At 43.6% G+C, this 26,194-nt stretch carries 20 protein-coding genes and 1 pseudogene; 17 read left to right on the forward strand and 4 right to left on the reverse strand.

Annotated features, from left to right (window positions below):
- Positions 1–2 precede the first annotated feature (2 nt).
- From ACN6MV_RS12450 to spoVM, 5 genes are all read left to right on the forward strand, one after another.
- On the forward strand, positions 3–776 hold the full coding sequence (locus ACN6MV_RS12450; RefSeq protein WP_042126889.1) for a Stp1/IreP family PP2C-type Ser/Thr phosphatase: 774 nt from the start codon (positions 3–5) through the stop codon (positions 774–776).
- Positions 776–3,043, forward strand: coding sequence for a Stk1 family PASTA domain-containing Ser/Thr kinase (gene pknB, locus ACN6MV_RS12455; RefSeq protein WP_076117610.1), 2,268 nt, complete (start codon positions 776–778; stop codon positions 3,041–3,043). The genes ACN6MV_RS12450 and pknB overlap by 1 nt, the downstream gene beginning before the upstream one ends.
- 99 nt (positions 3,044–3,142) lie before the next feature.
- Entirely contained in the window at positions 3,143–4,048 is a 906-nt protein-coding gene (gene rsgA, locus ACN6MV_RS12460; RefSeq protein ID WP_419886460.1) for a ribosome small subunit-dependent GTPase A, read from the forward strand.
- Positions 4,049–4,051: 3 nt separating this feature from the next.
- Positions 4,052–4,717 (forward strand): ribulose-phosphate 3-epimerase, encoded by a 666-nt coding sequence (gene rpe, locus ACN6MV_RS12465; protein ID WP_419886461.1) that lies wholly within the window; start codon positions 4,052–4,054, stop codon positions 4,715–4,717.
- 177 nt (positions 4,718–4,894) lie between these two features.
- Positions 4,895–4,975 carry a stage V sporulation protein SpoVM gene (gene spoVM, locus ACN6MV_RS12470; protein ID WP_020431362.1) on the forward strand — a complete coding sequence of 27 codons (81 nt, stop codon included), beginning with the start codon at positions 4,895–4,897 and terminating at the stop codon, positions 4,973–4,975.
- Between the two features lie 102 nt (positions 4,976–5,077).
- On the opposite strand, the gene rpmB is transcribed toward spoVM, so the two are convergent.
- Positions 5,078–5,266: a 50S ribosomal protein L28 gene (gene rpmB / locus ACN6MV_RS12475; protein WP_036686205.1), complete on the reverse strand. Its 189-nt coding sequence runs from the start codon at positions 5,264–5,266 to the stop codon at positions 5,078–5,080.
- A gap of 190 nt (positions 5,267–5,456) precedes the next feature.
- On the opposite strand from rpmB, the gene ACN6MV_RS12480 reads away from it, so the two are divergent.
- From ACN6MV_RS12480 to ACN6MV_RS12495, 4 genes are all read left to right on the forward strand, one after another.
- Positions 5,457–7,241 carry a DAK2 domain-containing protein gene (locus ACN6MV_RS12480; protein WP_419886462.1) on the forward strand — a complete coding sequence of 595 codons (1,785 nt, stop codon included), beginning with the start codon at positions 5,457–5,459 and terminating at the stop codon, positions 7,239–7,241.
- Positions 7,242–7,325: 84 nt separating this feature from the next.
- Positions 7,326–8,189, forward strand: a complete 864-nt coding sequence (locus ACN6MV_RS12485; RefSeq protein WP_419886463.1) for a DegV family protein — start codon at positions 7,326–7,328, stop codon at positions 8,187–8,189.
- Positions 8,190–8,198: 9 nt separating this feature from the next.
- Positions 8,199–10,250: an ATP-dependent DNA helicase RecG gene (gene recG, locus ACN6MV_RS12490; protein WP_042126901.1), complete on the forward strand. Its 2,052-nt coding sequence runs from the start codon at positions 8,199–8,201 to the stop codon at positions 10,248–10,250.
- Positions 10,251–10,316: 66 nt separating this feature from the next.
- The gene (locus tag ACN6MV_RS12495; protein WP_042126904.1) at positions 10,317–10,604 is read left to right on the forward strand and encodes a stage VI sporulation protein F; all 288 of its coding nucleotides are present in this window, start codon (positions 10,317–10,319) and stop codon (positions 10,602–10,604) included.
- A 476-nt stretch (positions 10,605–11,080) separates the two neighbouring features.
- Here the strand turns inward: ACN6MV_RS12495 and ACN6MV_RS12500 are convergent, their stop codons facing one another.
- Together ACN6MV_RS12500 and ACN6MV_RS12505 are read right to left on the reverse strand one after the other, a co-directional pair.
- Entirely contained in the window at positions 11,081–11,938 is an 858-nt protein-coding gene (locus tag ACN6MV_RS12500; RefSeq protein WP_419886464.1) for a YitT family protein, read from the reverse strand.
- A 31-nt stretch (positions 11,939–11,969) separates the two neighbouring features.
- Positions 11,970–12,391, reverse strand: a pseudogene (locus tag ACN6MV_RS12505) (cation:proton antiporter); the annotation flags it as partial.
- A gap of 834 nt (positions 12,392–13,225) precedes the next feature.
- Here ACN6MV_RS12505 and ACN6MV_RS12510 point away from each other — a divergent pair.
- Positions 13,226–15,952, forward strand: a complete 2,727-nt coding sequence (locus ACN6MV_RS12510; protein WP_419886465.1) for a calcium-translocating P-type ATPase, SERCA-type — start codon at positions 13,226–13,228, stop codon at positions 15,950–15,952.
- Between the two features lie 96 nt (positions 15,953–16,048).
- Here ACN6MV_RS12510 and ACN6MV_RS12515 read toward each other — a convergent pair whose 3' ends face one another.
- Positions 16,049–16,984, reverse strand: a complete 936-nt coding sequence (locus ACN6MV_RS12515) for a C40 family peptidase (protein ID WP_419886466.1) — start codon at positions 16,982–16,984, stop codon at positions 16,049–16,051.
- A 324-nt stretch (positions 16,985–17,308) separates the two neighbouring features.
- Between ACN6MV_RS12515 and ACN6MV_RS12520 the strand changes: the two genes are divergently transcribed.
- The 7 genes from ACN6MV_RS12520 (at position 17,309) to ACN6MV_RS12550 (ending at position 26,192) form a co-directional block, all read left to right on the forward strand.
- The gene (locus ACN6MV_RS12520) at positions 17,309–18,379 is read left to right on the forward strand and encodes an ABC transporter substrate-binding protein (RefSeq protein WP_341112273.1); all 1,071 of its coding nucleotides are present in this window, start codon (positions 17,309–17,311) and stop codon (positions 18,377–18,379) included.
- Between the two features lie 61 nt (positions 18,380–18,440).
- Complete coding sequence (locus tag ACN6MV_RS12525) at positions 18,441–19,364, forward strand: ABC transporter permease (protein WP_042126916.1); 924 nt, start codon at positions 18,441–18,443, stop codon at positions 19,362–19,364.
- On the forward strand, positions 19,357–20,151 hold the full coding sequence (locus ACN6MV_RS12530; RefSeq protein ID WP_042126919.1) for an ABC transporter ATP-binding protein: 795 nt from the start codon (positions 19,357–19,359) through the stop codon (positions 20,149–20,151). The genes ACN6MV_RS12525 and ACN6MV_RS12530 overlap by 8 nt, the downstream gene beginning before the upstream one ends.
- A 182-nt stretch (positions 20,152–20,333) precedes the next feature.
- Complete coding sequence (locus ACN6MV_RS12535) at positions 20,334–22,100, forward strand: sensor histidine kinase (protein WP_419886467.1); 1,767 nt, start codon at positions 20,334–20,336, stop codon at positions 22,098–22,100.
- A gap of 1 nt (position 22,101) precedes the next feature.
- Complete coding sequence (locus tag ACN6MV_RS12540) at positions 22,102–23,670, forward strand: response regulator transcription factor (protein ID WP_419886468.1); 1,569 nt, start codon at positions 22,102–22,104, stop codon at positions 23,668–23,670.
- A 120-nt stretch (positions 23,671–23,790) separates the two neighbouring features.
- Positions 23,791–25,128: an extracellular solute-binding protein gene (locus tag ACN6MV_RS12545; protein ID WP_419886469.1), complete on the forward strand. Its 1,338-nt coding sequence runs from the start codon at positions 23,791–23,793 to the stop codon at positions 25,126–25,128.
- A gap of 143 nt (positions 25,129–25,271) precedes the next feature.
- The gene (locus ACN6MV_RS12550; protein ID WP_042132108.1) at positions 25,272–26,192 is read left to right on the forward strand and encodes a carbohydrate ABC transporter permease; all 921 of its coding nucleotides are present in this window, start codon (positions 25,272–25,274) and stop codon (positions 26,190–26,192) included.
- Positions 26,193–26,194 lie beyond the last annotated feature (2 nt).

Raw genomic sequence — 26,194 nt, forward strand, 5'->3', positions numbered from 1 at the left:
ATTTGATCAGAACAGTTCATGCCAGCGATATTGGCCGAGTGCGCTCTGTCAATGAGGATTCGGTCTGGATCGGCACGACGCGCCACGGTTATACACTCGGCATAATTGCCGATGGGATGGGTGGACATCAGGCTGGTGAAACCGCGAGCAGGCTCGCTTTGGAGACGATGAGGAATACCCTAGAGGGGCTCCTGCCTGAGCTTCAAGACGAAGCCCTGCGTGATGCGTTATCAGCTGCTATTTTGGAAGCTAATAGCACTGTTTTTAAGGAGGCTTCCAGCGACGATAAGTATCACAATATGGGTACCACTGTCGTTGCTGCCTTGATGAATGGCTCAAGTGGTTATATTGGCCATATCGGGGACAGCAGAGCCTATTTAATAAAGGACAGTGCAGCAGTTCAATTAACCGAGGATCACACGCTAGTCAATGAGCTGTTCAAGAACGGTCAGATCAGTGTGGAGGAATTAGATAATCATCCGCGACGTAATGTGCTGACGAGAGCACTTGGAACAGATGCGGAGGTGGTAGCTGATTTAACTCCTGTTACTCTGCTACCCGGGGAACTTTTGCTTCTGTGCAGTGATGGTTTAAGTAATTTTGTTACCAATGAGCATTTGGGCAAGGTAGCGGGTATACATGAGATACCGTTAGAGGAAAGAGCGGACCGCTTACTTCAGTTGGCACTGCTTGCTGGCGGCGGCGATAATATTAGCGTCGCTTTGTTAGAACATCATGGAGAGGCCGCTGTGCCCGAAACAAAGGAGTGGGATTGATGATCGGTCACGAACTGGGCGGCCGTTACCAAGTCATCGAACGGATCGGCGGAGGTGGAATGGCGCTCGTCTATAGAGCACATGACATTCTTTTAAACCGAAACGTCGCCATTAAAGTATTGCGCAATCAATTTGTACATGATGAGGAATTTATCCGCCGTTTTAGGCGGGAGGCGCAATCAGCTGCATCTTTGTCTCATCCGAATGTTGTTAGTATTTATGATGTAGGACAAGAAGACGAAATTCATTATATTGTCATGGAATATATTGAGGGCAAGAATCTTAATGAAATTATTAAAGAACGAGCGCCATTACAAGTTGACGAATCCGTACGGATCGCTTCACAAATCTGTGATGCCCTCGATCACGCTCATCAGAATCAAATTATTCATCGGGATATTAAACCACATAATATATTGATTGGGCGCAATGGCCGGGTGAAGGTAACGGATTTCGGTATTGCTCGTGCGGTTACATCTACAACCATTACTCAGACAGGATCTGTAGTGGGCTCCGTGCATTATTTCTCACCAGAGCATGCAAAAGGTGTCTCTACAGGAGAGAAGTCCGATCTCTATTCATTAGGGATTGTACTCTATCAAATGCTTACAGGGAGTCTTCCATTTTTAGGGGAGAGTCCGATTAGCGTAGCTCTAAAGCATCTTCAAGAAGAGTTTGAAGAGCCAAGGCTCTTAAATCCACTTATCCCGCAAAGTGTCGAGAATGTAATTCTGAGATCGATGCGTAAGAATCCGGAGGAGCGCTATCAGTCTGCAAAGCAAATGCTGCAGGATTTAGAAACCTGCTTGTTGCCTGAGCGGCGTAGTGAAGCCAAGGTTCTTTTTAACGATGAAGAAGACGAGGATCGAACGCGGGTGATACCGGCGATTAAACCGATCCAAAGAAGCAATGGAAATCGTAATCATCGCCACGACCGGATGGATAATGATGAAGATGATGATGACGATCCGGTGCCTGTGAAAAAAGGTAAGAAACAATGGACAAAACCTGCATTATGGATTGGTTTAACTTTAGTGTTACTGCTGGCTATGGCCAGTCTCGTGTGGTACGTTAAATCCCAATTAGTTGTTCCTGAAGTATCGGTTCCATACGTGGTCGGTAAACAGCTGGAACAAGCGAAGACTGAACTTGAGGATTTGGGGCTTGAGGTTGCTGATCCTATACTGTATGACTACAGTCCGAATTTCGAAGAGAATGTGGTCATGAAGCAAAGTAGGGAAAAGGACGCCAAAGTGAAAAAGGGAGCCTCCCTAATTCTAACTGTGAATACGGCGAAACCTTTAACTAAGATGCCAGATGTAACGAATTACACTTTCGACGAAGCGGTTAAAATGCTGATGGCAAAGGGTGTACCCCAGACTCAAATTAAGAATGAACCTCTCTTCGATGAAAATACGGCGGTGGGTAAGGTTGTAAAATCAGACCCAGCCTTTGACAGCGATTTTGATCCTGAGACGGTTTCAATCATCCTCTACGTCAGCAAAGGGGAAGAAAGTGTCACGATGCCAGATCTCATCGGTATGACGGAGAGTGAAGCAAAGGCAGCCCTCGAAGCCGCTAAGCTGGTACTTGGTGATGTAAAAGAAGAATCCAGCTTCACGGTTGAAGAAGGTAAAGTAACGAAGACTTGGGCTTATGAAAAAGGTATCCCTGTTCCTCCTGGAACTGCGATTACGATTTACTTAAGTACAGGTTATCCACCTGAAGCCCTGAATTATACCTTTAATGTGCCGGTAGCTCCTGCACAGGACGGGAAAAAGAGCAAAATTCGGATTGAGTATGTAGATGCGCGGAATAATGGAGAGAAACAGGATTGGGGAACGCGTACCATTGGAAAGAGTCAAGTATTGTCCGTTAATTTGGTGCTTGCTCCGAATAAAGATGGTTCTGTTATTGTTACCCGGGACGGTGTGCTTTTAGACACTTATGTGATTCCATATATTGATGCGAAGAATGGCACGGTGCAAGAACCTGAACCACCAACGGTTCCCACTCCACAGCCGACTGAGACACCAATAGAACCGACTCCTACTGCTGAACCGACCATTGAACCAGAGATCCTGCCTCCAAGTTCAGACAACGAAGGTTCTACTAATACTGGATCAGCCAATCAGACGGGATTCCTTACTAACAGTTCACTGAATAATGAATCGACCAATAATGGCAACAACAAGAACAATAATAAAAATAATGATAAGCACAATAATAAAAACAACAATAAATCTAAAGATAAAAGCGATAACTAATCAGGGTAGAAGTGCTTGAACAGTTGTAGCAGCGAAGTGACCCGGGGATTTCAAACTTGGGTCATTTTCGCAAAATCAGGAGAGGAAGGCTCACTATGTATGCCTGAAGGAATAATAGTAAAGGCGTTAAGCGGGTATTATTACGTAAAACCGCTTCGTGAAGGATTAATAGCGGCAGAGGAAGATTCTGTCCAATGCAGAGGAAGAGGCATACTTAAGAAAAAGGGGATCGCTCCCCTTGTGGGTGATCGCGTGATCTATATGCTGACTGAGCATGGAGAAGGGATGGTGGATGAGCTTCTTCCAAGAGAATCTGAGCTAATCCGTCCACCTGTAGCGAATGTAAGTCTTGCCGTTCTGCTATTTTCTGTGCGGGAGCCTGATATGAACCTGAACCTATTGGACAAGTTTCTGGTTCATATTGAGCATTCAGGACTAGAACCCTTAATTGTTCTGACCAAACAGGATTTGGCTAATGATGATGGTGAAGCTACTAAGTATGTTAAAGAGCTCTATGAGGACATTGGTTATGAAGTGATGGTTACAAGCTCGCTTACAGGAGCAGGCAGTGATGAACTAAGAAAGCGACTTACGGACGGCATCAGTGTATTTGCGGGTCAATCTGGGGTAGGAAAGTCGACCTTATTGAATCGTATTGTTCCAGGTCTTAAGCTGGAGACAGGCGAGATCAGTCTACGGCTAGGCCGTGGCCGTCATACTACTCGGCATGTAGAACTGATGGATATTGGCGGGGGCGGCTTTGTGGCGGATACCCCTGGTTTTAGTCAGCTTGATTTTCTTGAGCTTGGTGTTGAAGAGCTCTCTACTTGTTTCCGTGAATTTGCCAACTACGCAGGAGATTGTAAATTCCGTGGTTGCAGTCATCAGCATGAACCAGGCTGTCGAGTCATCGAGGCATGGAAAGCTGGTAAGATCGCCGATAGCCGGTACGAGCATTACAAATTATTTTTTAATGAAATGAAAGATAAAAAGCGGAGGTACTAAGTCATGATACGAATAGCACCATCTATATTGTCGGCCGATTTCGCAAGTTTAGGCTCAGAAGTTGCAGAAGCTGAGATCAGTGGTGGAGATTGGATCCACGTGGATGTAATGGACGGTCATTTTGTTCCGAATATAACGCTTGGTCCACCCATCGTAAAAGCGGTCTCGGTACATACCAAGCTTCCACTTGATGTTCATTTGATGATTGAGTCTCCAGAACGATATATTTCTGATTTTGCAGCCGCAGGCGCTAGTGTAATCACTGTACATGCTGAGGCATGCGTTCATTTACACCGTGTGGTGCATCAAATCAAGGAATTGGGTCTTAAGGCAGGAGTAGCTATTAATCCTGGCACTCCGGCATCAGCGGTGCGTGAGGTGCTTGAGGATGTGGATATGGTTCTCGTGATGACCGTCAATCCAGGCTTTGGAGGTCAAGCATTCATTCCTAACACATTGCGCAAAATCACTCAAATTAGAGAATGGGCAAATGAAGTCAATCCGAATTTGCTTATTGAAGTTGACGGTGGCGTTTCGGAAGCTACAGCGCCATTGGTTGTCAGTGCAGGGGCAGATGTTTTGGTTGCAGGAAATGCAGTTTTTGGCCGGAGTGATCGTGCTGCAGCCATCCTTGAAATTCGTGAAGCAGCGGAGACGGCACTTCGTTAAAAAAATAGGCTGTTACGACTAAAGGTATAGGCCAAGTCCTTGACGCATAAATATGGTTACATGAGCAGAAATCTTATGTAGCCTTTTTTTGTTTTGGCAGGGAGGACTGCAGTACGTTAACGATAGAACAAGAAGAAAGTCTCCTGCGTACGGCATGAATTGATGGGAGGGTAAACTATGAAATTTTACACGTTTAAGCTGCCTAGGTTTTTAGGAGGTTTTGTTAAAGCGATTTTGAACACATTTCAGAAGAGTTGAGCTTGAAACAGAACAGCAAACATGAAAAAAAGCACCTTACAAATGTAAAGGGTGCTTTTTGCTTCATATGAGTGATCGCTCGGTCTTTAAAATTGCAAAAGACTAAACGCGTTCAACTTTACCGGCTTTCAAAGCACGGGTGCTGACGTACACGCGTTTTGGTTTACCGTTCACGAGGATACGGACCTTCTGAACGTTAACTCCCCAAGAACGACGGTTGCGGTTATTGGCGTGAGACACGTGGTTGCCGCTGCTCGGTTTCTTGCCTGTTACTGCACATTTGCGGGACATAGATTACACCTCCTTATTCCTAACACCTGCATAAACAATACTTATCTATAATATCACAGCAAATTTTGCTACGTCAACCGATTCAAAAACATTTATTTCTTTTAATACTTATAGTACAATGTAAATTAGTGCATTATGTCCTGTTAATCATAGAATGATTAGGCATGAAGTTAGGAAGGGGAATTCTCAATTGAGTAAGCGTTCTATAAACGGAACAGATTTTACCGCTATGGTATTGGCTGGAGCGGATAAGCTGCAACAGCATGCAGAACACGTCAATTCCCTAAATGTTTTTCCGGTTCCAGACGGAGATACCGGAACAAACATGAATTTGACGATGACCGCAGGTGCGAATGAATTGAAGAAAAATAATACTACGTCTGTTGGTCAATGTGCAGGTGTACTCTCTAAGGGCTTATTAATGGGCGCTCGGGGGAACTCCGGTGTTATTTTGTCCCAGTTGTTCAGAGGTTTTAGCAGATCTGCAGCTCAACATGATGAGCTGAACACACAGCAATTCGCTGCTGCACTGCAAAACGGAGTGGACGCAGCCTATAAAGCGGTTGTGAAGCCTGTAGAGGGAACTATTCTTACAGTGGCTAAAGAGGCTGCTAGACATGCTGTCTACTTTGCTCGCCGAACCACGGATGTTACAGAGCTTATGACAGAGGTATTGGCCAAAGCAAAAGAAGCCTTAGCCTATACACCTGAACAATTGCCTGTCTTGAAGCAAGTCGGTGTAGTAGATTCTGGCGGTCAAGGTCTGGTCTACATTTATGAAGGGTTTCATCAGCATCTAACGAGCGGAAGCTCCAGTGTGTCTGAACCTGTAAAAGGACAACCTCAGGCACCAGTTGTGCCAGCATCTTTACCGGTGTTAAAGAAACCTGAAAGTGAACTGTCTTCTGTACAGTCTTCTGCGCAATCTCAGCTTTCTACAGAGGACATAGAATTTCTATATGATATGGAGTTCTTCATTAATCGTCAGTTAGGCGGCAACGTGAGAACGGATTTTGATGAGGAAACCTTTAGGAAAGCGTTGTCAGTAAATGGTGATTCCATCATTGTAATTTCGGACGATGAAACGATTAAAGTGCATGTGCATTCCAAGTCTCCAGGTGAAGTCTTGAATCTGGCACTCCTCTATGGGGAGATTACGCAGATTCACATTCTTAACATGCGTGAGCAACACCGTGACTTGCTAACCGCAGGCATGGATATTGCACCTATGCCAGATGTTTTTGCTGATATGCCGGATGAGAAGAGTCGAGTACATTCATCTCCAGCTGAACCACCAGCAGATGATTTAGCCCCTTACGGCTTCATCGCAGTATCTTCAGGCGCTGGGATTGCCGATATTTTCAAGAGCCTCGGTGTGGACGTTGTCCTTGCTGGAGGTCAGACTATGAATCCTAGTACAGAGGATTTCGTGAACGCGATTTCTTCTATATCTGCAAAGCATGTGTACATTCTTCCGAATAACTCCAACATTGTGCTTGCCGCTCAGCAAGCTAAAGATCTCTTGGAGGGCGAACGTGAGATTACAGTTATTCCAAGTAAAAGCATTCCTCAAGGCATTGCTGCAGCCTTCGCATTCCAAGAAGAGGATTCCGTGGAGACTAATTCAGGGAATATGCTAGAAGCAATTACTCATGTTAAATCTGGACAAGTAACGAATGCTGTCCGTGACACAAGCTTCGATGATCTGGAGATTAAATCCGGACAATTTATCGGAATTTCTAACTCCAAAATTGTCGCGGCCGCAGATGATCTCTTGGCTGCAAGTCAGGCACTGCTGTCCAATATGCTTGAGAATGGTGATGAAATTGTTACGATCCTTATTGGAGCTGAGACCGATTCTGAGGTCACAGATTCATTAAGTGAGTGGCTGGAAGCGACTTACCCTAATGTGGAAGTAGAGATTCATGAGGGTGGCCAACCCCTTTATTATTATCTTTTCTCCGTAGAGCCATAGATAGTTGCTGAGGGCTCTATAATTGATCAAGGGCAACCTGTTAATTACGTAGTTGGCAAAATTATAGTATGGGGGAGATAATCCATGAATCGTACCATCATCGTCACCGACAGCACATCTGATATCCCGCCAGGAATGGCGGAAACGTATGGCATTGAGGTCGTCCCTTTGACCTTAATGTTCGGCGAAGAGGCTTTCCGGGACAATCTGGATATGACTCCGGAGCAGTTCTATGAGCGCCTTCCCCGCTCGTCACAGTTGCCGACAACTTCTCAACCTTCACCGGTTGAATACATGAATGTGTACCGTGATATTCTGGTACGTTATCCGGGAAGTCCTATTCTTTCGTTTCATATTTCTTCAGGACTGAGCGGTACGTACCAATCTGCACTTTTAGCTAAATCGATGTTGGAGGAAGAGGGAGAAGGAATCACAGTGGTTGATTCTCTCTCCGCTTCTTACGGTTTTGGATTTATGGTGGTGGAAGCCGCCAGATTGGCTGCAGAGGACAAGAGTCCAGAAGAGATTCTTGAAGCTGTAGAGAGTTTACGCCAATCGCGCAAGCTTTACTTCTTGGTAGATACACTTGAATATTTACAAAAAGGCGGGAGAATTGGAAAAGCCTCGGCCATTCTGGGAACGCTTCTTAATATTAAACCGATCCTGTCTATTGATGCAGAAGGAATAATTTATGCAGTGGAGAAAGTTAGAGGCCGTAAGAAGGCAATTGCCCGTATGATTGAACTGTTCAAGAAGGATATTCAAGGCGTAGACAAAATCAATGTGGCCGTGGGTCATACGGCTGAACCGGCTTCCGGTGAAGAGTTCTTGCAAGAGCTGTCAGGACACTTCACATTAGAAGAGAAAGTGCTGACGAACGTTGGCCCTGTCGTGGGTAGCCATGTCGGAAACGGTACGTTAGCTGTATTCATTTGGCCTGCAAAATGAGGGATGGATATGACACTGTCATTAAATCAAATTGAAGTAAAAAACATAACTGGCGTGAGTGCTCAAAAGCAAAGCGAGCTTCACGCCTTTGGCGTCTTTACGGTAAAGGATTTGTTAGAATATTATCCGTTCCGTTACGAGGATTATCGACCACGATCGCTGAGTGAAACCAAACATGGGGATAAAGTGACTACAGAGGCTAAAGTGATCGGTATTCCTGTGCTGCAGCGTTTTGGAGGCAAATCACGACTAAGTTGTAAAATGGTTGCGGAGCCTTGGATGTTCACAGCAACATGGTTTAATCGTCATTACGTGCGAGAGCAGCTTACTGTGGGGAGAGAAATTGTACTCACAGGTAAATGGGACCAGAAGCGAAATCAAATTACAGTGACGGATTATGAATTCCCTGATCGCGGGGAAGGGAAGACGGGAACACTGCAGCCTGTTTATTCTGTCGGTGGCAAGATCACGCAGTCTTGGATCCGGAAAAGCATTAATCAGGCACTTCAGCAATATGGAGATCTAATTCCCGAAATACTACCGCATTCTATTATGCGGCAATATGATTTTATGCCCCGTAAACGGGCGATTGCTACCATTCATAGGCCAGAGGACACACGTGAAGGTCAGCAGGGACGCCGCAGGATGGTGTATGAGGAGTTATTTCTGTTCCAGTTGAAGATGCAGGCATTCCGGGTACTCAATCGCGGTAGGATGGATGGTGTAGTTCATACTGTGGATAACGCAACCGTTCGTCAGTTTGTTCGCAGCTTACCTTTTGAGCTTACAGATGCTCAGAAACGTGTGGAGCTGGAGATTTTACATGACCTGCGATCGCCATATTGTATGAATCGTCTGCTACAAGGTGATGTGGGTTCTGGTAAAACGGTGCTAGCGGCCGTGGCGCTTTTTGCTACCGTACGATCCGGTTTTCAGGGGGCGCTTATGGTGCCTACTGAGATATTAGCGGAGCAGCATATGCGCTCTCTCACAAAGATGTTTGAGCCGTTTGGGATTACGGTTGGACTCTTGACGGGTAGTGTAACTGGACGGAAACGTAAAGAATTGCTAGCTTCTCTTCAAATGGGGATGCTCGATATCGTTGTAGGTACGCATGCTTTGATTCAGGAGGATGTATTTTTCCGTGATCTGGGTCTCGTAGTAACGGATGAGCAGCATCGGTTTGGTGTAAACCAGCGAGGTGTATTGCGGCGTAAAGGATATAATCCGGATGTACTTACGATGACTGCAACGCCTATTCCGCGTACACTTGCGATTTCAGTTTTTGGAGATATGGATGTTTCTACTCTATCGGAAAGACCGAAAGGCCGAGTGCCAATAACCAGTTATTGGGTCAAGCATGATCTCATGGATCGTGTCTTGAATCTGATTAAGCGTGAAATAGAGCTGGGACGCCAAGCTTATCTAATCTGTCCGCTCATTGAAGAATCGGAAAAACTGGATGTGCAAAATGCAATTGATTTGCATATTCAGATGAGCCAAGCTTTTCCTAACTATAAAGTTGGTCTCTTGCATGGGAAAATGTCTCCTGCTGAAAAAGATGAAGTGATGAGAGCATTCTATAACAATGAATTGCAGCTCCTAGTGTCTACAACAGTTGTAGAGGTGGGCGTAGACGTCCCTAATGCCACGCTGATGATTATTATGGATGCAGACCGGTTCGGATTATCTCAGCTACACCAGCTGCGTGGACGGGTTGGTAGAGGGCAGCATGCCTCTTATTGCGTACTGGTAGCTGATCCGAAATCTGAAATCGGGCGTGAACGAATGACTGCGATGACCGATACAGATGATGGATTTGAGATTTCTCGGAGAGATTTGGAGCTGCGAGGTCCTGGTGACTTTTTTGGAACTAAGCAGAGTGGATTACCAGAGTTCCGCCTTGCGGATATGACGGCTGATTTTGAAGTGCTGGAGCAGGCGCGTGATGATGTGGCTGAACTGCTTAAGGATGAGAAGTTCTGGACATCTCCTGAATATGCTCCGCTACGGCTTTATTTACAAGGTGAGCAAATATTCCAAGGGGAATTAATTGACTAAGTAGGCACATCTAGCACCTCAGCCTCATATACTGTGAAAGATTGGATATGACGGGAGGTGCTACACTTGGGTTATCAACAATTCGGAATTAGCCCTCAGCTCGTGGAACGCATCAAGCTGAAGATGAAAAATTCGACTGTCAAAGATCGTATCAAAAATATGATTAACGGCATCTCGAAACAGGAGTTACAGGACCCGGCGGTTGTCCGCAGGCTGGTACGGAATGCGTCAGGTGTACTGAGCGAGAAATTGACCTCGACGCAGGAAGACCAAATTGTGAAATTTATAATCGCTCAGAAAATTGATCCGAACAACACCTTCCATTTGATCCGTTTGTGGGGAATGTTCCGTTAGGAAAGTCACTAACGAGTATAGGGTGGATTTGAGGTTGATCCCCAGCTTACTAAAGGAGGAGAAGCTGTCTCAAAAGTAGTGAATGCTACTTATGGGCAGTTTCTTTTTTTGCTGCTAAAGTCTTGAGAGTAATTAGGGAAAAGCTCCCTGAAATTAGCCGATAATTGCTCAAAATGAATTAAATCAGGGAATTTCTCCCTATAAATCGGAGTAATATCTATAAATATCACCAAATTAGGTGAATTATAGGGAGGAATTCCCTAATTATTGATCTGGTGAGCAATAATGGCTGAATTATAGGGAGATTTTCCCTAATTGTATATGAGAACCCGATCCGGTATCCAACCCAGCCTAAAACATAAAAAGAAGCGCTTCTCAGGTTATTGGGAAGCGCTTCTTCACTTACGCGGCTCTTAGAATAATAAAGGCTGTCTTCGAACAAAGAAGATAAACTTATCGAATAGCTCTATATGTTATTAGTGCTGGTTAACCTGTCTTTGATCAACAGTAGCTGATTTGAATACAATTTGGCTGTCGGGATCACAATCAAGGACGATCGTCCGCAACTGATGTTCTTCCATTCTGTTGATCAGACAGAATAATGTACTAAACTCTCCATTTTCCCCTGAGCCTTCAGCAAGCCCAACTTCTCGACCTAGTGAAGCTTCGAGCGCTTCTTGGATATCCATACAACGACTGCTGGTAATCCATGCAGCGCGAGAAGCGGATAACCCTCGGAGTGAGAATCTCACACCTTCGAAGGCTAATAAGTAAGCCAGAATGGAGTACATTGCTTGCTCCCAGCCAAATAAGGTGCCTGCAATAAGCAAGATAGCACAGTTCAGAATCATGATGACGATTTCGGTTGACTTTGGCGGTCCGCCGCTCAGAAGTGAATATCCTTGGTCACTGGCATGTTTGTTCAAACCACCGAATCGGACAGATATTCCGATACCAAGCCCTAAACAGATCCCGCCTGCCATTGCAGCAGGTAAAGGATCGCTAATGACTGCAGGAAAACGGTGAAGAGCAAGTGAAGCAATGGTCAAGCAAGTTAATCCTAAAACGGTATACAGGGCAAAGCGAACATTGACTTGTTTTCGAGACATAAATATAAAAGGGAGATTGAATAAAAACAGAAACAATCCAAGCTGCATTTCAGTGGTATGAGCGAATAATGCTGATAAACCTGTGATTCCTCCAACCACAAGCCCATGTGGTATAAGAAATAATTCTAATCCTACAGCGGCAAGTAGTGCTCCCGCAATAACAGTGAGAACTCGTAATATAGAATTGTTTCGTAGCTGTTGATGTTGCTTTGTCTTGATTTTCAATTTTTTCCCTCCTTTAACAGGGGAAACAACTTTATTCATGTATGCATGCTACGTCAGTCTTTTTGGACATTTTTGCAGCATATCGTTTCTCGAATTTGAATATTATATCCAATATTTTATAATCCATATAGATTCCTTCGTTAGAAGGGGTCCGAAGATAGCAAGAATAAGTACATACATAGCTCAAATGGCTGTAGGATAGCCGGTAGTCCGTCTGCTTTATCCAAATTGGCCATAGTAATCGAGAAATAGCCTGTGAGACTATATTTAAACCGATAAAGGATGAAGCACGCGGGCTGAGACCGGCACTGCGTCCGGCTAACAAGCCTGCGACAAAGTACCTGATTAGTGTAACAATGACTGCTGCGAGAGAGTAACAGAGCGCCTCACCACCCAAGGTGAGTGGATCTATTGTCAGTCCGAAGCAAAGAAGAAGATAGCCCCAGAGAAATCACAATAAATGTAGACGTGTAATATTCACGAAATGAGAAGTGAATTTTAGCACGTACAGCCGCAGTCGAAGCATGAATTTATAAATTACCGGGCGAAATATAATTGAAAGTAAAGGGAGCATTGCGGTTAATGCTATGGAGTACTGTCCCCACTGTTCAATTATTTTGATAGCTCCAATTTGTGGAATGATTTTGGGAGCTGTCCGCACAGGAGGTATCGATTTGCGTTCATAGTGTTCAATTTCGGGAGTTGTATGTTCTTGTTTTGTAGTCGTTAAGCTTCCAGACCAAGTGATTGGAAATGAGGAAATCAAACCCAAAACTAAAAAGATCCGAAGAAGCCAAAGTAAAGACATACGCGCTATATATTGCACTAAAATAACACCTCCCAACTGCATGTAGTATAAAAAGCATAACATACCTTTTTACATGAATCCAAATTTTTTTGTGAAAAATATTCTTTAAAAGGTAAAGAAAATAAGAAACTGATGGGGATAATTGAAGTAATTCGCAGTAAATATATCTTTTATTATCAAGTTTAAGTCAGCAGGGATAAATTTGAGCAAATCGCGGGATTTTAACGGTTTTTTCTAGCGCAGTCCTATATGATCATTCTATTCGAAAGATGCATCGATTTGTGAGCAACGACCAGTTATTTTGTTACGTTCCAGATTGATGAAGGTAATCGTTTGGAGCTACATGTAATAGAGCTTGAAGTCTGAACAACCGAATTTCTAAAAATGTACATAACGTTCTAGAATCACCATGCCTTTTTTGGGTAAGACTCATATGAGAGGTTTTACCAGAATCTCAATCCCGGAAGGAGGCAATGGTCTTGAATTCAAATGAACCAAAATCGCAGGGGCAGGTTCCTTTTCATACACTGAGCGAGGAAGAAGTGCTCAAAAGGCTGGAAACTCGGAAAGATGGCTTGTCTTCCGGTGAAGCCGCTAAACTTCAGGAGAAGTATGGGAAGAACGTACTTCAAGAGGCAAAGACCAAATCACTGTTAGGAAAATTTATTGAGCAGTTTAAAAATGTCATGATCTTTATTTTGCTCGTGGCAGCTGTATTGTCGGGGGTTTTGGGAGAATGGACAGATACAATCATTATTTTGTTAGTAGTAGTCCTGAATGCGGTACTTGGCGTTATTCAGGAAAATAAAGCAGAGCAAGCTTTAGATGCCCTAAAAAGTATGTCCTCTCCGCATGCCAGGGTGCGGCGTGGAGGTCAGGTTTCTGAGATTAAAAGTGAGGACCTCGTGCCAGGGGATATCGTATTGCTCGAAGCTGGAAACGTGGTTCCGGCAGATATTAGGCTGTTAGAAGCTGCTTCTTTGAAAACAGAGGAGGCCGCATTAACCGGAGAATCATTACCTTCAGAAAAAAAGGTAGGTGTGCTTGAGGGAAGCGATATTGTTATCGGGGATCGTACCAATATGGCTTATATGAGCAGCAATGTAACTTACGGTAGAGCGGTTGGTGTAGTCACATCTACAGGAATGCAGACTGAAGTCGGCAGGATCGCCGGATTTATCTCGGAAGAAGAGAATGATGTCACACCGCTGCAAAAGAAACTGGACGAACTAGGAAAATATTTTACTTTTATTATTCTTGGTGTTTGTGTAGTCATCTTTGCCGTCGGCATATTTGAGGGTAGAGAACTACTGGATATGCTTCTCACCTCAATCTCACTTGCAGTAGCGGCGATTCCTGAAGGGCTGCCAGCCATTGTTACCATTATCTTAGCACTCGGAGTACAGCGGATGGCTAAACGTAAAGCGATCATTCGCAAGCTCCCCGCTGTAGAGACGCTCGGAAGCACCGAAATTATATGCTCTGACAAGACCGGTACATTGACACTTAACAAGATGACTGTCGAAAAAGTGCATGTCAATGGAACTACGAAAGAAGCTGCTGAAGGGCTTGAGGGGACGCCAGGCGGCGAACTTCTGCTTCAGGCCATGACGCTTTGTAATGATTCCAGTATTGACGAAGGGAAGTCTCCTAAGGATTCTGGAGGGAATGAAGGAGCTAAGGACCCGCAAACCAAGAGTGGTAAAGCGATTATTGGCGATCCCACGGAAACTGCATTAGTGGACTACGCACTCAGTATTGGTACTGACAAAAGGGATTTAGAAAAGAAATTCCCGCGTAAAAACGAACTGCCATTTGACTCCGATCGGAAGCTGATGACGACGATTCATGAAGTTGAAAATGGGCGTTATCGTGTATTAACGAAAGGTGCTCCAGATGTACTTTTATCCAAATGCAGCCATATCTTTGTGGATGGAGAAATCGTCCCTTTTAAAGAGGAACATTCACGACAAATCATGGAAAGTAATAAAATGCTTGCGAACGATGCACTCCGGGTTTTGGCATTTGCTTACAGAGATGAAGAGCAGCTACCGTCCAATATCTCACCGGATACTACAGAGAAAGAACTAGTATTTATCGGTTTAGTCGGTATGATTGATCCGCCGCGTGAGGAAGTGCGGGATGCGGTAGCCATCTGTCGAAAAGCAGGGATAAGACCTGTAATGATTACAGGAGATCATCGAGATACAGCAGCGGCCATAGCCAAAAGATTAGGGATTATCGAAGATGAAACAGGTGTATTAACTGGTAGTGAGCTGGATAAATTTAGTGAAGAGGAATTTGCTGAGAAAGTCACTGATTATTCGGTTTATGCACGGGTATCTCCTGAACATAAAGTCCGGATTGTGAAGGCGTGGAGAAAAAAAGGAAAGATTGTTGCCATGACTGGTGATGGAGTGAATGATGCTCCTGCGCTTAAGTCATCAGATATCGGTGTGGGAATGGGAATCACGGGAACAGATGTGGCTAAGGGCGTCTCCGACATGGTGCTCGCAGATGATAACTTCACGACCATAGTTGTTGCTGTTGAAGAAGGACGGAAAGTATATAGCAATATCCGTAAGGCAATCCAGTTCCTGCTCTCCGCCAATCTTGGTGAGGTTCTTACGCTATTCATTGCGACAATGATCGGTTGGCGTATTCTCGAGCCGATTCATATTCTGTGGATTAATCTTGTTACTGACACCCTACCTGCGCTTGCCCTAGGGCTTGAAAAAGCGGGGGACGATCTGATGTCGAAAAAACCACGAAAAGCGAGCAGCAGTATCTTTGCTGGTGGTGTGGGAATCGGGATCATCTACCAGGGTATATTAGAGGCTGCGCTTACACTGCTCGTGTACCAATGGGCACATACGCATTACAATGAGGGTATTGCGGTTACGATGGCATTCGCCACATTAGGATTACTGCAAATTTCTCATGCGTTTAACGTCAGATCCAATACGAAATCGCTGTTTCAGATTGGCTGGTTCAGCAACCGGTATATGCTGTGGGCATCACTGATCTCTACATTAATGTTGGTGCTGGTAATCATCATCCCTGGACTGAATGATTGGTTTGGTGTCTCGCATTTAAGCGGATCACAGTGGGGAATCGTAGTTGCTGCAGCATTGGCGATTATATTGATCGTAGAGCTTGTAAAACTGTTTGTACGTTTAAGCGGTAAAGGGAAGAACTGGGACTAAAAATCCCACTTTTTGTTGCAACAAAGAAAGCCTGAACCCTCCAGAACGGAGGATTCAGGCTTTCTCAATATGTGGCCTTTTGGCTGTTAATGTGGGTTACAGAATGCGCTGCATATGCAGGATTACGTTGCTCCAATACCCTGTGTCGAGATCACTGATCTGAACCCCGGGATCTCCCCATGTGTGAATGAATTTCCCATCTCCAATGTAAATACCGACATGCCCAGGGATAGCGTCACTTTCAAAGCGACCTGGGACAGTGAAGAAGATCAGATCGCCCACATCTAGCGCACTGCGTTGAACGCGATTACCTAAATTATCTTGATCCTTGGCTAGGCGTGGTAAGTTTACTCCGAATTTTTTGAATACATGCCTTGTAAAAGAAGAGCAATCAAATTTCTTGGTTTCTTCATAAGGTCCGGTGCCGAATTCATAAGGCACACCCAAGAATTTTTTGGCATAAGAAACTAATTCCTTCTTGTCAGCTTCAGAAATACTTTGGATGCGAATGGGTTTAGATCCATTCTTTGTTTTAGCAGATGGTGATTTTATAATACTTACATGATCGGTCGGTGTGGCAATGTTGATTTCCCCAGACTGTGGATTCCAACCCACTTCCGTTTGAAGAAATTTAGATAATGCTAAAGGTGTGATATAGATTTGTCCTTCTTGTCGTCTAGGTGCCTGCGGTAGTGTGATTTTTTCACCTAAGGAGAAAACCTGAGTAGAGCCAGGACGTAGCATATACATAACATCACTGTAGCCAATCTTGGTGTATCCTCCATGAGTAGCATCATCTTTCATTCGATATCCGAGTGAAGCAATTGCAGGTTTGAGTGGAATCCAGTACTTTCCTTGAGCATCTGTGATGGATGACTTTTCATAATAACTAGAGGCTTGCATGCCATCAGGTGTTACAGCGTTTATCTTGGGTTTTTGTGATTGTGATGAGTAACTACACGCAGTACTTGATAAAACAACAGCAAGCAATACAGTAGCAGTGGACAGTATTTTTTTGTGGTTACCAGGCATATGACACGCTCCATATTCAAACTGTAGGTTAAGTTTGTGCAGGGGGCTTTTTTTTATGTAATGCGGCTCAAGGCAATCACTGTAAGACACAACCAAGTCCTTCCTATATTGGTGAGTAATGCGCTATGAAATTTGTAATCTATGGAAGTTGGATAAGTGATTGACGGATAAACAACCTCCATATAATATAGGTTTAATAGATTTCTATTATTATTGTGAGGTACGTGTAAGCTTATGCTTTAATGCTTTTATTGATAAAAGTGATAATGCTGAGTCGCTCACTTTGATGCACGCGTTAATAATCTAATGAAATGGGGTACTTTAATGAAAAAGAGAAACATTTTGGCGGGTTTAAGCTTATGCTTCATGCTGGTAGCTGCTGGCTGTGGTAACAATAATGCTGCAGTAGACTCAGGCAATGCAACAAACACCGGAAATACGTCAACAAATGCTGGAACCGCAGATTCTAAAACTTACAAAATCGCAATTTCGCAATATGTAGAACATCCGTCACTTGATGCTACACGCGAAGGAATTCTCGCTGCTTTGAAGGATGCAGGACTTGTTGAAGGAGAGAACTTGAAGGTTGATCTTGAGAATGCTCAAGCTGACCAAGCGAATAACTTGTCAATTGCTCAAAAGATTGCAGCAGACACGAATGATTTGGTATTGGCGATTGCGACACCTTCCGCTCAATCCGTTGTTCAAGCGCTCAGCAAATCAAGTAAGGATACTCCGATTCTGTTCGCAGCGGTGACTGATCCTATCGATGCAAAAATCGTTACTGATCTTGAGCATCCTGGTGGCAATGTCTCTGGTGTATCTGATACGAATCCTGAAGCTATCAATAGATTAATGCAATTCATCGCTACTCAATTTCCTAATGTGAAGAAGCTCGGCATTGTTATCAATGAAGGTGAACCGAATGCTGTAATTATGGCGGATATTGCCAAGAAAGAGCTGGATAAACATGGTATTGAACTTGTGAAGGCAGCTATCACGAATACTTCTGAAGTTAAGCAAGCTGCTGAGTCACTTGCTGGTCGTGTAGATGCATTCTACATTACTTTGGATAACACTGTAGTGAGTGCCGTGGATACCATTATTCAAACGGCTAATGATAAGAAAATTCCGTTCTTCTCCAGTGATCGAGATACCGTTGAAAAAGGCGCATTTGCTACCGTGGGCTTCAAATACTTCGATCATGGTTACCAAGTTGGACAAATGGCAGTGGATATTCTGAAAAATGGTAAAAAACCAGGAGATATGAAAGTAACAATGCAAGAAAAACTCGATCTTATCCTAAACCTCAAAGCTGCTGCTGCACAAGGCATAGAAGTAACAGATGCAATGAAAGCAGAAGTAGCCGATCAAGCTAACAATATTATTCAATAAGACATTATATTGGGGCGATTCCGTAAGGACGCCCCTTGCCGCTTGAAGGAGGAAAACTTCTATGTATGATTCAATGCTTGGGGCCGTGGAAATGGGTCTGCTTTACGCATTTATGGCTTTAGGGGTATATATTACTTTTCGCATTTTGGATTTTCCTGATTTGACTGTCGATGGTAGCTTTACTACAGGCGGTGCCATTGCCGCTGTTATGATTACTAATGGCTATGCACCGTGGTTGGCCACACTCGCTGCTATTGCTGGTGGGATGTTGGCAGGAATGTGTACGGGTCTACTACATACGAAAGGCAAGATTAATGGATTGTTATCCGGGATTCTAATGATGATTGCACTTTATTCCATTAATTTGCGAATATTTGGCGGTAAGCCTAACTGGTCACTAATGGGTGATACTACGTTGTTCTCGTCCATTAATCCACTTCTTGTTCTTCCTTTTGTTGTTCTATTTGTGAAAATCCTAATGGATTTATTCTTGCGTACGGATCTTGGGCTTGCTTTGAGGGCTACCGGAGATAATGCAAGAATGATCCGCAGTCTGGGTGTAAACACGGATAATACAACCATTCTCGGTGTCAGTCTATCTAATGGAATGGTGGCACTCTCGGGTGCGCTGATTACTCAGTATTCTACTTTTGCGGATTCCTCAATGGGCATAGGGATGATTGTTATCGGCTTAGCTTCGGTAATCATAGGTGAAGCTATTTTCGGGGCTGGAAATGTGTTCCGTGCAACTTTGGCAGTTGTTCTGGGGTCTATTGTTTACCGAATCGTAGTTGCGCTGGCTTTGTATGTTCCATGGTTGAGACCTTCGGATCTTAAACTGATCACAGCAATTATCGTTATTTTCGCACTTGTATTCCCATCGATTCAGCGTTTCTTGAAGCAGAAGAATTTAGCGCGTAAGCGTTCAGTGGAATTAGCTGAACAAGCGCTTAGCAGCAAGAGAGGGGGCACTATCGATGCTTAAGCTTGATAACGTATCTAAGCTGTTCAATCCTGGGACTCCAGATGAGAAGATTGCGCTGCTCGGTATTGATTTGGAGCTTCGCCCCGGCGATTTTGTCACCATTATTGGCAGCAACGGCGCAGGTAAATCTACACTCATGAATATCATTTCTGGTGTAATGAAGCCGGATCTCGGTTCAGTTAGCATTGAAGGGAATTCTATAAGCCATTTAGCAGAGTATCAGCGTAGTCGCTGGATCGGACGTGTTTTTCAGGATCCTATGGCAGGTACGGCTCCACGGATGACGATTGAAGAGAATTTAGCGATGGCATATAAAAGAGGAAAGAACAGAGGATTATCCTTCGGTGTAAATACAGTGAGACGGGCGAAGTTTCGCGAGGAGTTAAGCCGGCTCGGGATCGGATTGGAAAACCGTCTACGGGCTAAGGTGGGGTTATTATCTGGCGGGGAAAGACAAGCGTTGAGTTTGCTAATGGCAACCTTCACCCAACCGCAGATTTTGCTACTAGATGAACATACAGCTGCACTTGATCCGTCACGTGCGGAGCTGATAACTAAACTGACAGAGTCAATCGTCCGCGAGATGAAGCTGACTACACTTATGGTTACCCATAACATGGAGCAGGCAATTCGCCTTGGGAATCGTCTTATCATGATGGATAAGGGACGTATTATCCTTGATATTGACGAAACACGCAAACAGGATCTTACGGTAGAACGCTTACTGGGAGAATTTGAGGCCATCAGTGGTCATAAACTGGCAGATGATCGAATGGTGCTTGGTTAGTCTTTTGTAAATGTGACATAGGCTCATGATAAGGGCTTAAAGTGAAGTCTGACTTTGGATTTCACTTTAAGTCCTTTTTGTTGCAGTTTTTCCCAAATACTTCAATATCATTTATGATAGGATAGAGTGATGATAAATATTACTTCCCATAATAAGGGTTTGGAGTGAATTGGAGGATGCTTATGTTTTGGAAGAATGTCAGCGCTTACAGAAGTTCGGGTATTTTTAATAAAATGATATTGATCATTTCCTTTTTACTGCTGTTGTCCTTTCTATTCTCTTTAACCGTCCTGCAGTATGTTTATCGAATTTATGACAAGCAAATCTATGAAAAGGCATCCGAAGTGCTGGGGATGTCATCGATCAGTATAGAAAGTACTTTAAGAGAGTTGGAACAACTTTCTTTTAACGTGGTCTCTGATGAGCAAATACAGGAATGCCTTCGTCAGTTGCAGGATGATCCTCAGCCGTATGAAAGACAGGTTCTACATAACAAGATCATTAACAGGTTAGTTGCCTTTGCAGGAGCTGAGAAATATGTCTATTCTATGATGCTGTTGGATACGAATGGCGGTGCTATGACCGCAGGAAATCGTGAGGGTGTATCACAGGATCTTCAGGATCAATTAAAACCTCTGGCTAAGGAAGCTGGGGGTAGCATAGTGTGGTATCCCCAAGGAAATAAAAATTCACTCTTGGCTGTTCGGCAGATTAAATCTTATACAGGGTCAACCTTTACGCTGGCCGATCTAGGGACGTTAGTTATCCGTATTCGAATTGATCGCATTATAGCCGATAGCACAAGTAATACTTCGGATGGCGATCAGTTGATTGTTGTTGATGCGATGTCAGGGCTGGCGGTTTATCCTCAAGCTCCAATATTACTGCCAACGGAGCTTAAAGAGGAAACGGAACGTTCTGAGCTCTATCGGACAGCCAAGTATGAAGAAGGAACTTATTTTATCACGAAGACTAAATCATCTTATATGGAATGGATGTATATCAATGCCACCCCATTCAATGAGATGTTCAAACATATTACTTTTGTTAAAAAACTGGTCGTCATCATTTTCGCGCTCATACTATTAATTGGACTGCTCTTAGGTTATCGATTAGCTCGAAGTATTGTTCGTCCGATTTCAAAGCTGACTAAAAAAATGAAACAAATCGAAAAGGGAGATCTGGATAATCTGGAGGAACAATCTCTAGGTGTAGTTTCGCAAACTGCGCAGGACGAGGTAAGTCAGCTTAACCGTACCTTTAAAATGATGATCCGCAGAATTAGAGAACTCATCGATGAGAATTACGCGAAGCAGCTCATTATTAGAGAGACCGAGCTTAAAGCGCTGCAGGCACAGATTAATCCGCATTTTTTATACAATACCCTTGAATCGATCAATTGGTTAGCGAAGATGAACAAGCAAGCGAAAATTTCTGAAATGGTTGAGGCTCTTGGGTACTTGTTCCGCAGTTCGATCGGTCTTAAAGACCCTTTGATTACGATTGAAAAAGAGCTTACTATCGTGCGTAATTATGTCATTATCCAAAAAACACGGTTTGACGATAGACTTGATTTCCGGATGGATTTCCCTGAGCATTTACATGACGCTTTAATCCCGAAGCTGACACTTCAACCACTGATCGAGAATGCGATCCGATATGCATTAGAACCTAATATTGAACCCTGTACTATATCTATAACCGTGAGTGAGGAGGAGCATGGACTTGATATTCGTGTTAGTGATAATGGGCCGGGAATGAGTGCGGAGTTCATCAAAGATTTGCAGCAGGGTAGAATCAAGACACGTGGCGAAGGCATAGGGTTAGCGAACATCGCAGAGCGTATTCAAATCGTGTTTGGTTCAGAATGGGGTACAGTGATTGAAAGTGAGCCAGGCCAAGGAACGATAATACATGTACGTATACCTTATTTAAAAGGAGTGCTATAGAATGTATAAGTTACTGCTGGTTGATGATGAACGGTTGATACTAGAAGGCATATCGCAGGTAGTAGACTGGGCACAGGCAGGAACTGAGCTGGTGGGTACGGCGCGAAACGGGATAGAAGCCTTGGAGAAAATAGAGGAGCTTCGTCCTGACATAGTGATCACTGATATTTCTATGCCCGGTTTGGATGGACTAGGCTTGGTACAGAAATGTAGTGAACGATTTCCTGAGTTGAAGTTCGTTATGTTGACGGGGTATAAGGATTTTGACTACGCCTGTATCGCTATGCAGCACGGCGTGAAACATTACTTGCTAAAGCCTTGCAACGAAAATCAAATTCATGATGCACTAATTGAACTGGTAGCAGAGCTCGATGAACTAAAGGGCCGGACAGATTTTGTAAATGACATGAAACAACGGTTTACCAAAGTTCTACCACATGTGAAGGAACAATTTTTGAAGGAATGGATCTCTAACAAAACATACGGAAGTCAAGATCTAGAGTACTATCAGGAGCTGCTAGGTATCGAATTAAATGACAAAATGGTGCGTTTGATCTTGTTCAGACTGGAAGGTTCTTATGAATATGAACAACTTTTTGCTTTGCAAAATATTGCACAGGATATGCTTCAAGAGACGCTACTTAGTACAAGGATCGGCGGATTTATTCTGATACTAATGGAAGTCGAAGGAGAGACCGCGCTGAATAGTACAATGCTTGAGCGAATTTCAGAAGTTAGGAAAATGTTCTACAAGTTTTACAAAGTGGATGTAACCATTGCGATAAGTGACGCGGACTTCATGATACATTCACGGCGATTGTATCGTCAGACCCTGCAGTACCTTAACCACTGTTTTTATATGGAAGAGGGAGGTCTGATCACAGGTAGTGATCTACCTAGTGATGAACTAAGCGGAAGAAATGATATCGAACTAGACGAAGAGCAAATCTGTCTGCTGATTAAGGCGGGCGAACAAAGTACAGTAGAGTTAGAATTAGAGCGCTTATTTAACCTGCTTGCTGAACAGCGTGTGGATATAAATGTAACGCGATCTTATGTTTTGCAATTGTATTCTGCGATGATAAGGTTAGCCGTCCCTGAAGAAAGAAATAACTTTACTTCAAGTATGGCAGAATTAGCGGAGATCAGGACCTTAGGCGGCCTTAAAGCCTATGTAAAAGATGCGGCGGTTCGTCTGACAGCGATGTACGATCGTCATTTCCGCTGTCGCCAATCCTTAATCGTAGATAAAATGTTCAAAATTATTGCGGATGATTACAAGAATGCGGAGCTGTCACTTAGCTCAGTCGCTGCAGAGATGTTATATATGAATCCTGATTATCTTGGGAAAATATTTAAGAAAATCACTGGGGAGAAGTTCTCTAATTACGTTACCAATTACCGGATTACTAAAGCATCGGAACACATTTTGCATAGTGGTGATGTAAGAGTATTTGAACTCGCTGAAATGTTCGGCTTTGGTGGGAATGCGCAGTATTTCAGTCAAGTGTTCAAAAAAGTAACTGGGCAGACACCCACTGAATTTATGAAACCCTCACAAGGGAACTGATTATTGAACAAACAAGACGGTTTTTTGTATTCATAAATCACTAAATATTTGAGAAAATTTAACCATGAAAGCGCTACCTAAAGGGATCAGAGCCTTTACACTATTATAGGAAAAGGGGACATGAATTTGAAAAAGAGATTCGCTTTACTAGCCGTACCATTGTTGCTGTCATCTATATTAGCGGGTTGTGGAGGAGGTAACAACAATAACAGTACTGCCGCTACGGACTCAGCTACAAATGCTCCTTCGGAAACGAAGCCTGCAGCTACTACCTCAGCAGAACCTGTAACCCTGCGTATTGCTTGGTGGGGTGGAGATACACGACATTCCTATACACAACAAGTAATTGATATGTATGAAGCCAAATACCCGAATGTAACGATTGAACCAGAATATGCGTCCTTTGATGATTACTGGAAAAAACTTGCTCCGCAAGCAGCAGCAAATAGACTTCCTGATATCGTTCAAATGGATATTTCTTATATTAATCAATATGGATCTAACGGACAGCTTGAAGATTTGAAGCCTTATTTGAACTCTCAGATACAAGTAGGCGATGTGAATGAGAACGTACTTAGTACCGGGGTAATCAATGAGAAGCAATATGGAATTCCACTAGGTGTTAACGTACTTGGTTTTCAATATGATCCAGAATTGCTAAAGAAGGCAGGAGTGGATTCTATTCCAGAGAACTGGACTTGGGATCAATACAAAGAAATTGCTGCGAAAGCTAAATCGGCTGGACTATACATCGACGGTTCCATGGCAGCTGACGTATTCTTCAACTATTATCTGCGCACAAAAGGGCTGGCGTTATATAACAATGATGGTTCAGCGCTTGGATATGAGGACGATGCTTTATTCACTGACTTTTTCGGAATGCTGTCTGGTTTAATTAAAGATGGTGCGGTTCCAACCCAAGACAAACTGAGCCAAAACAAAGGCGTTATCGAAGAGTCGGATATTGTTAAAGGCACAGGTATCGGTGTATGGCAATGGTCGAACCAATATGTTGCTTTGCAAATCGCTGTAAATCGTCCTATGGCGCTGGCACAAATGCCTGGTCCAGATATGGAAAAAGGTCTTTACATGCAGCCAAGTATGTACTGGTCGGTTACTTCTAATTCCAAAGTGAAGGAAGAAGCAGCGAAGTTCGTTGATTTCTGGATTAATGATCCTGAAGCCAATAACCTGATCAAAGGTGAACGTGGTGTGCCAATTTCAAGTAAAATTAAGGAATCTGTTTCTTCACAATTAACGGATTCTGGTAAACAAGTATTCAAGTTCGTTGCTGACATGGAGCCTACTACTTCTCCAATGAGTCCACCAGTGGGATCGCCAGAGGTGGTAGCACTCCTTACAGACCTTGCTGAACAAATGAACTTCGGCAAAATTGACCCAGCAGCTGCAGGAGCGCAGTTCCGAAAAGAAGCGAACGCCATTCTCTCCAGCCGGTAGTAGTAAAGTAACAGATAACTATACTGCGTCTAACATGGGAAACGGCATGCCATTTAGTTAGGCGGCAGCCCGTTTCCCTTATTATTCACATAAAAAGGAGTTGGAGACCCTTGGCATCCACGAATCCCCTTCCTTCGAATCCACTGGCTTTTAAGAAAAAGAAGCTAACAGGCCGGAGTTTGCGAAGCAACCTTACAGGATATGCCTTCATCAGTCCGTTCGTCATTGGTTTTCTTTGCTTCACACTGATTCCGATGATCATTTCTCTTTATCTTTCTTTTACTAAATATAATTTATTCGCTCCACCTAAATGGATCGGATTTGATAACTACATCAAAATGTTCTCGAATGACCCGAAATATTTACATTCACTTAAGGTGACGCTGCTTTATGTATTTATTGGTGTGCCTTTACGGCTCACCTTTGCATTATTTGTGGCTATGATTCTAAATACAAAATCGCGCATGATCGGAGCCTATCGTACAACTTATTATTTACCTTCTATTATAGGTGGCAGTGTGGCGGTATCCATCATGTGGCGTAATATTTTTAGTGATACGGGAATTATTAATGGCATGCTCGGTTTTTTCGGCCTTGGTCCAGTAAGCTGGTTCGGTAATCCGAGCGCTGCGCTTATAATGTTGATCACCTTATCCGTGTGGCAGTTTGGTTCATCCATGTTGATTTTTCTGGCGGGTCTAAAAAATATTCCTGGCGAAATGTACGAGGCAGCTAGTGTAGATGGAGCAGGTTTCTTCAGAAAGTTTTTTAAGATTACAATGCCCCTCCTAAGCTCAGTTATTCTGTTCAATCTAGTCATGCAGACGATCAGCGCATTTATGACCTTTGTTCCAGCTTATATTATTTCCAAAGGTGAAGGCGGACCAATGGACGGTACGATGTTGTATTCTCTGTATCTATTCCGTCAGGCCTTTATGTTTAATAACATGGGTTATGCTTCGGCTATGGCGTGGGTAATGTTGTTGCTAGTTGGCATCATGACCGGAATTTTGTTTAAGACATCCAAATCGTGGGTCTTCTACGAATCGGAAGGAGGAAAATAATC

The organism is Paenibacillus sp. B-A-8 (assembly GCF_048572915.1).
Lineage (GTDB): Bacteria > Bacillota > Bacilli > Paenibacillales > Paenibacillaceae > Paenibacillus_AQ.

What these genes read in the sequence shown, in the direction of transcription:
- rpmB (WP_036686205.1), bottom strand. Translation starts at nt 5,266, where the DNA reads ATGTCCCGCAAATGTGCAGTAACAGGCAAGAAACCGAGCAGCGGCAAC.
- ACN6MV_RS12520 (WP_341112273.1), top strand. Translation starts at nt 17,309, where the DNA reads ATGAAAAAGAGAAACATTTTGGCGGGTTTAAGCTTATGCTTCATGCTG.
- ACN6MV_RS12545 (WP_419886469.1), top strand. Translation starts at nt 23,791, where the DNA reads ATGAATTTGAAAAAGAGATTCGCTTTACTAGCCGTACCATTGTTGCTG.
- pknB (WP_076117610.1), top strand. Translation starts at nt 776, where the DNA reads ATGATCGGTCACGAACTGGGCGGCCGTTACCAAGTCATCGAACGGATC.
- ACN6MV_RS12525 (WP_042126916.1), top strand. Translation starts at nt 18,441, where the DNA reads ATGTATGATTCAATGCTTGGGGCCGTGGAAATGGGTCTGCTTTACGCA.
- ACN6MV_RS12535 (WP_419886467.1), top strand. Translation starts at nt 20,334, where the DNA reads ATGTTTTGGAAGAATGTCAGCGCTTACAGAAGTTCGGGTATTTTTAAT.
- ACN6MV_RS12530 (WP_042126919.1), top strand. Translation starts at nt 19,357, where the DNA reads ATGCTTAAGCTTGATAACGTATCTAAGCTGTTCAATCCTGGGACTCCA.
- ACN6MV_RS12540 (WP_419886468.1), top strand. Translation starts at nt 22,102, where the DNA reads ATGTATAAGTTACTGCTGGTTGATGATGAACGGTTGATACTAGAAGGC.
- ACN6MV_RS12485 (WP_419886463.1), top strand. Translation starts at nt 7,326, where the DNA reads ATGAATCGTACCATCATCGTCACCGACAGCACATCTGATATCCCGCCA.
- rpe (WP_419886461.1), top strand. Translation starts at nt 4,052, where the DNA reads ATGATACGAATAGCACCATCTATATTGTCGGCCGATTTCGCAAGTTTA.
- recG (WP_042126901.1), top strand. Translation starts at nt 8,199, where the DNA reads ATGACACTGTCATTAAATCAAATTGAAGTAAAAAACATAACTGGCGTG.
- ACN6MV_RS12515 (WP_419886466.1), bottom strand. Translation starts at nt 16,984, where the DNA reads ATGCCTGGTAACCACAAAAAAATACTGTCCACTGCTACTGTATTGCTT.
- spoVM (WP_020431362.1), top strand. Translation starts at nt 4,895, where the DNA reads ATGAAATTTTACACGTTTAAGCTGCCTAGGTTTTTAGGAGGTTTTGTT.
- rsgA (WP_419886460.1), top strand. Translation starts at nt 3,143, where the DNA reads ATGCCTGAAGGAATAATAGTAAAGGCGTTAAGCGGGTATTATTACGTA.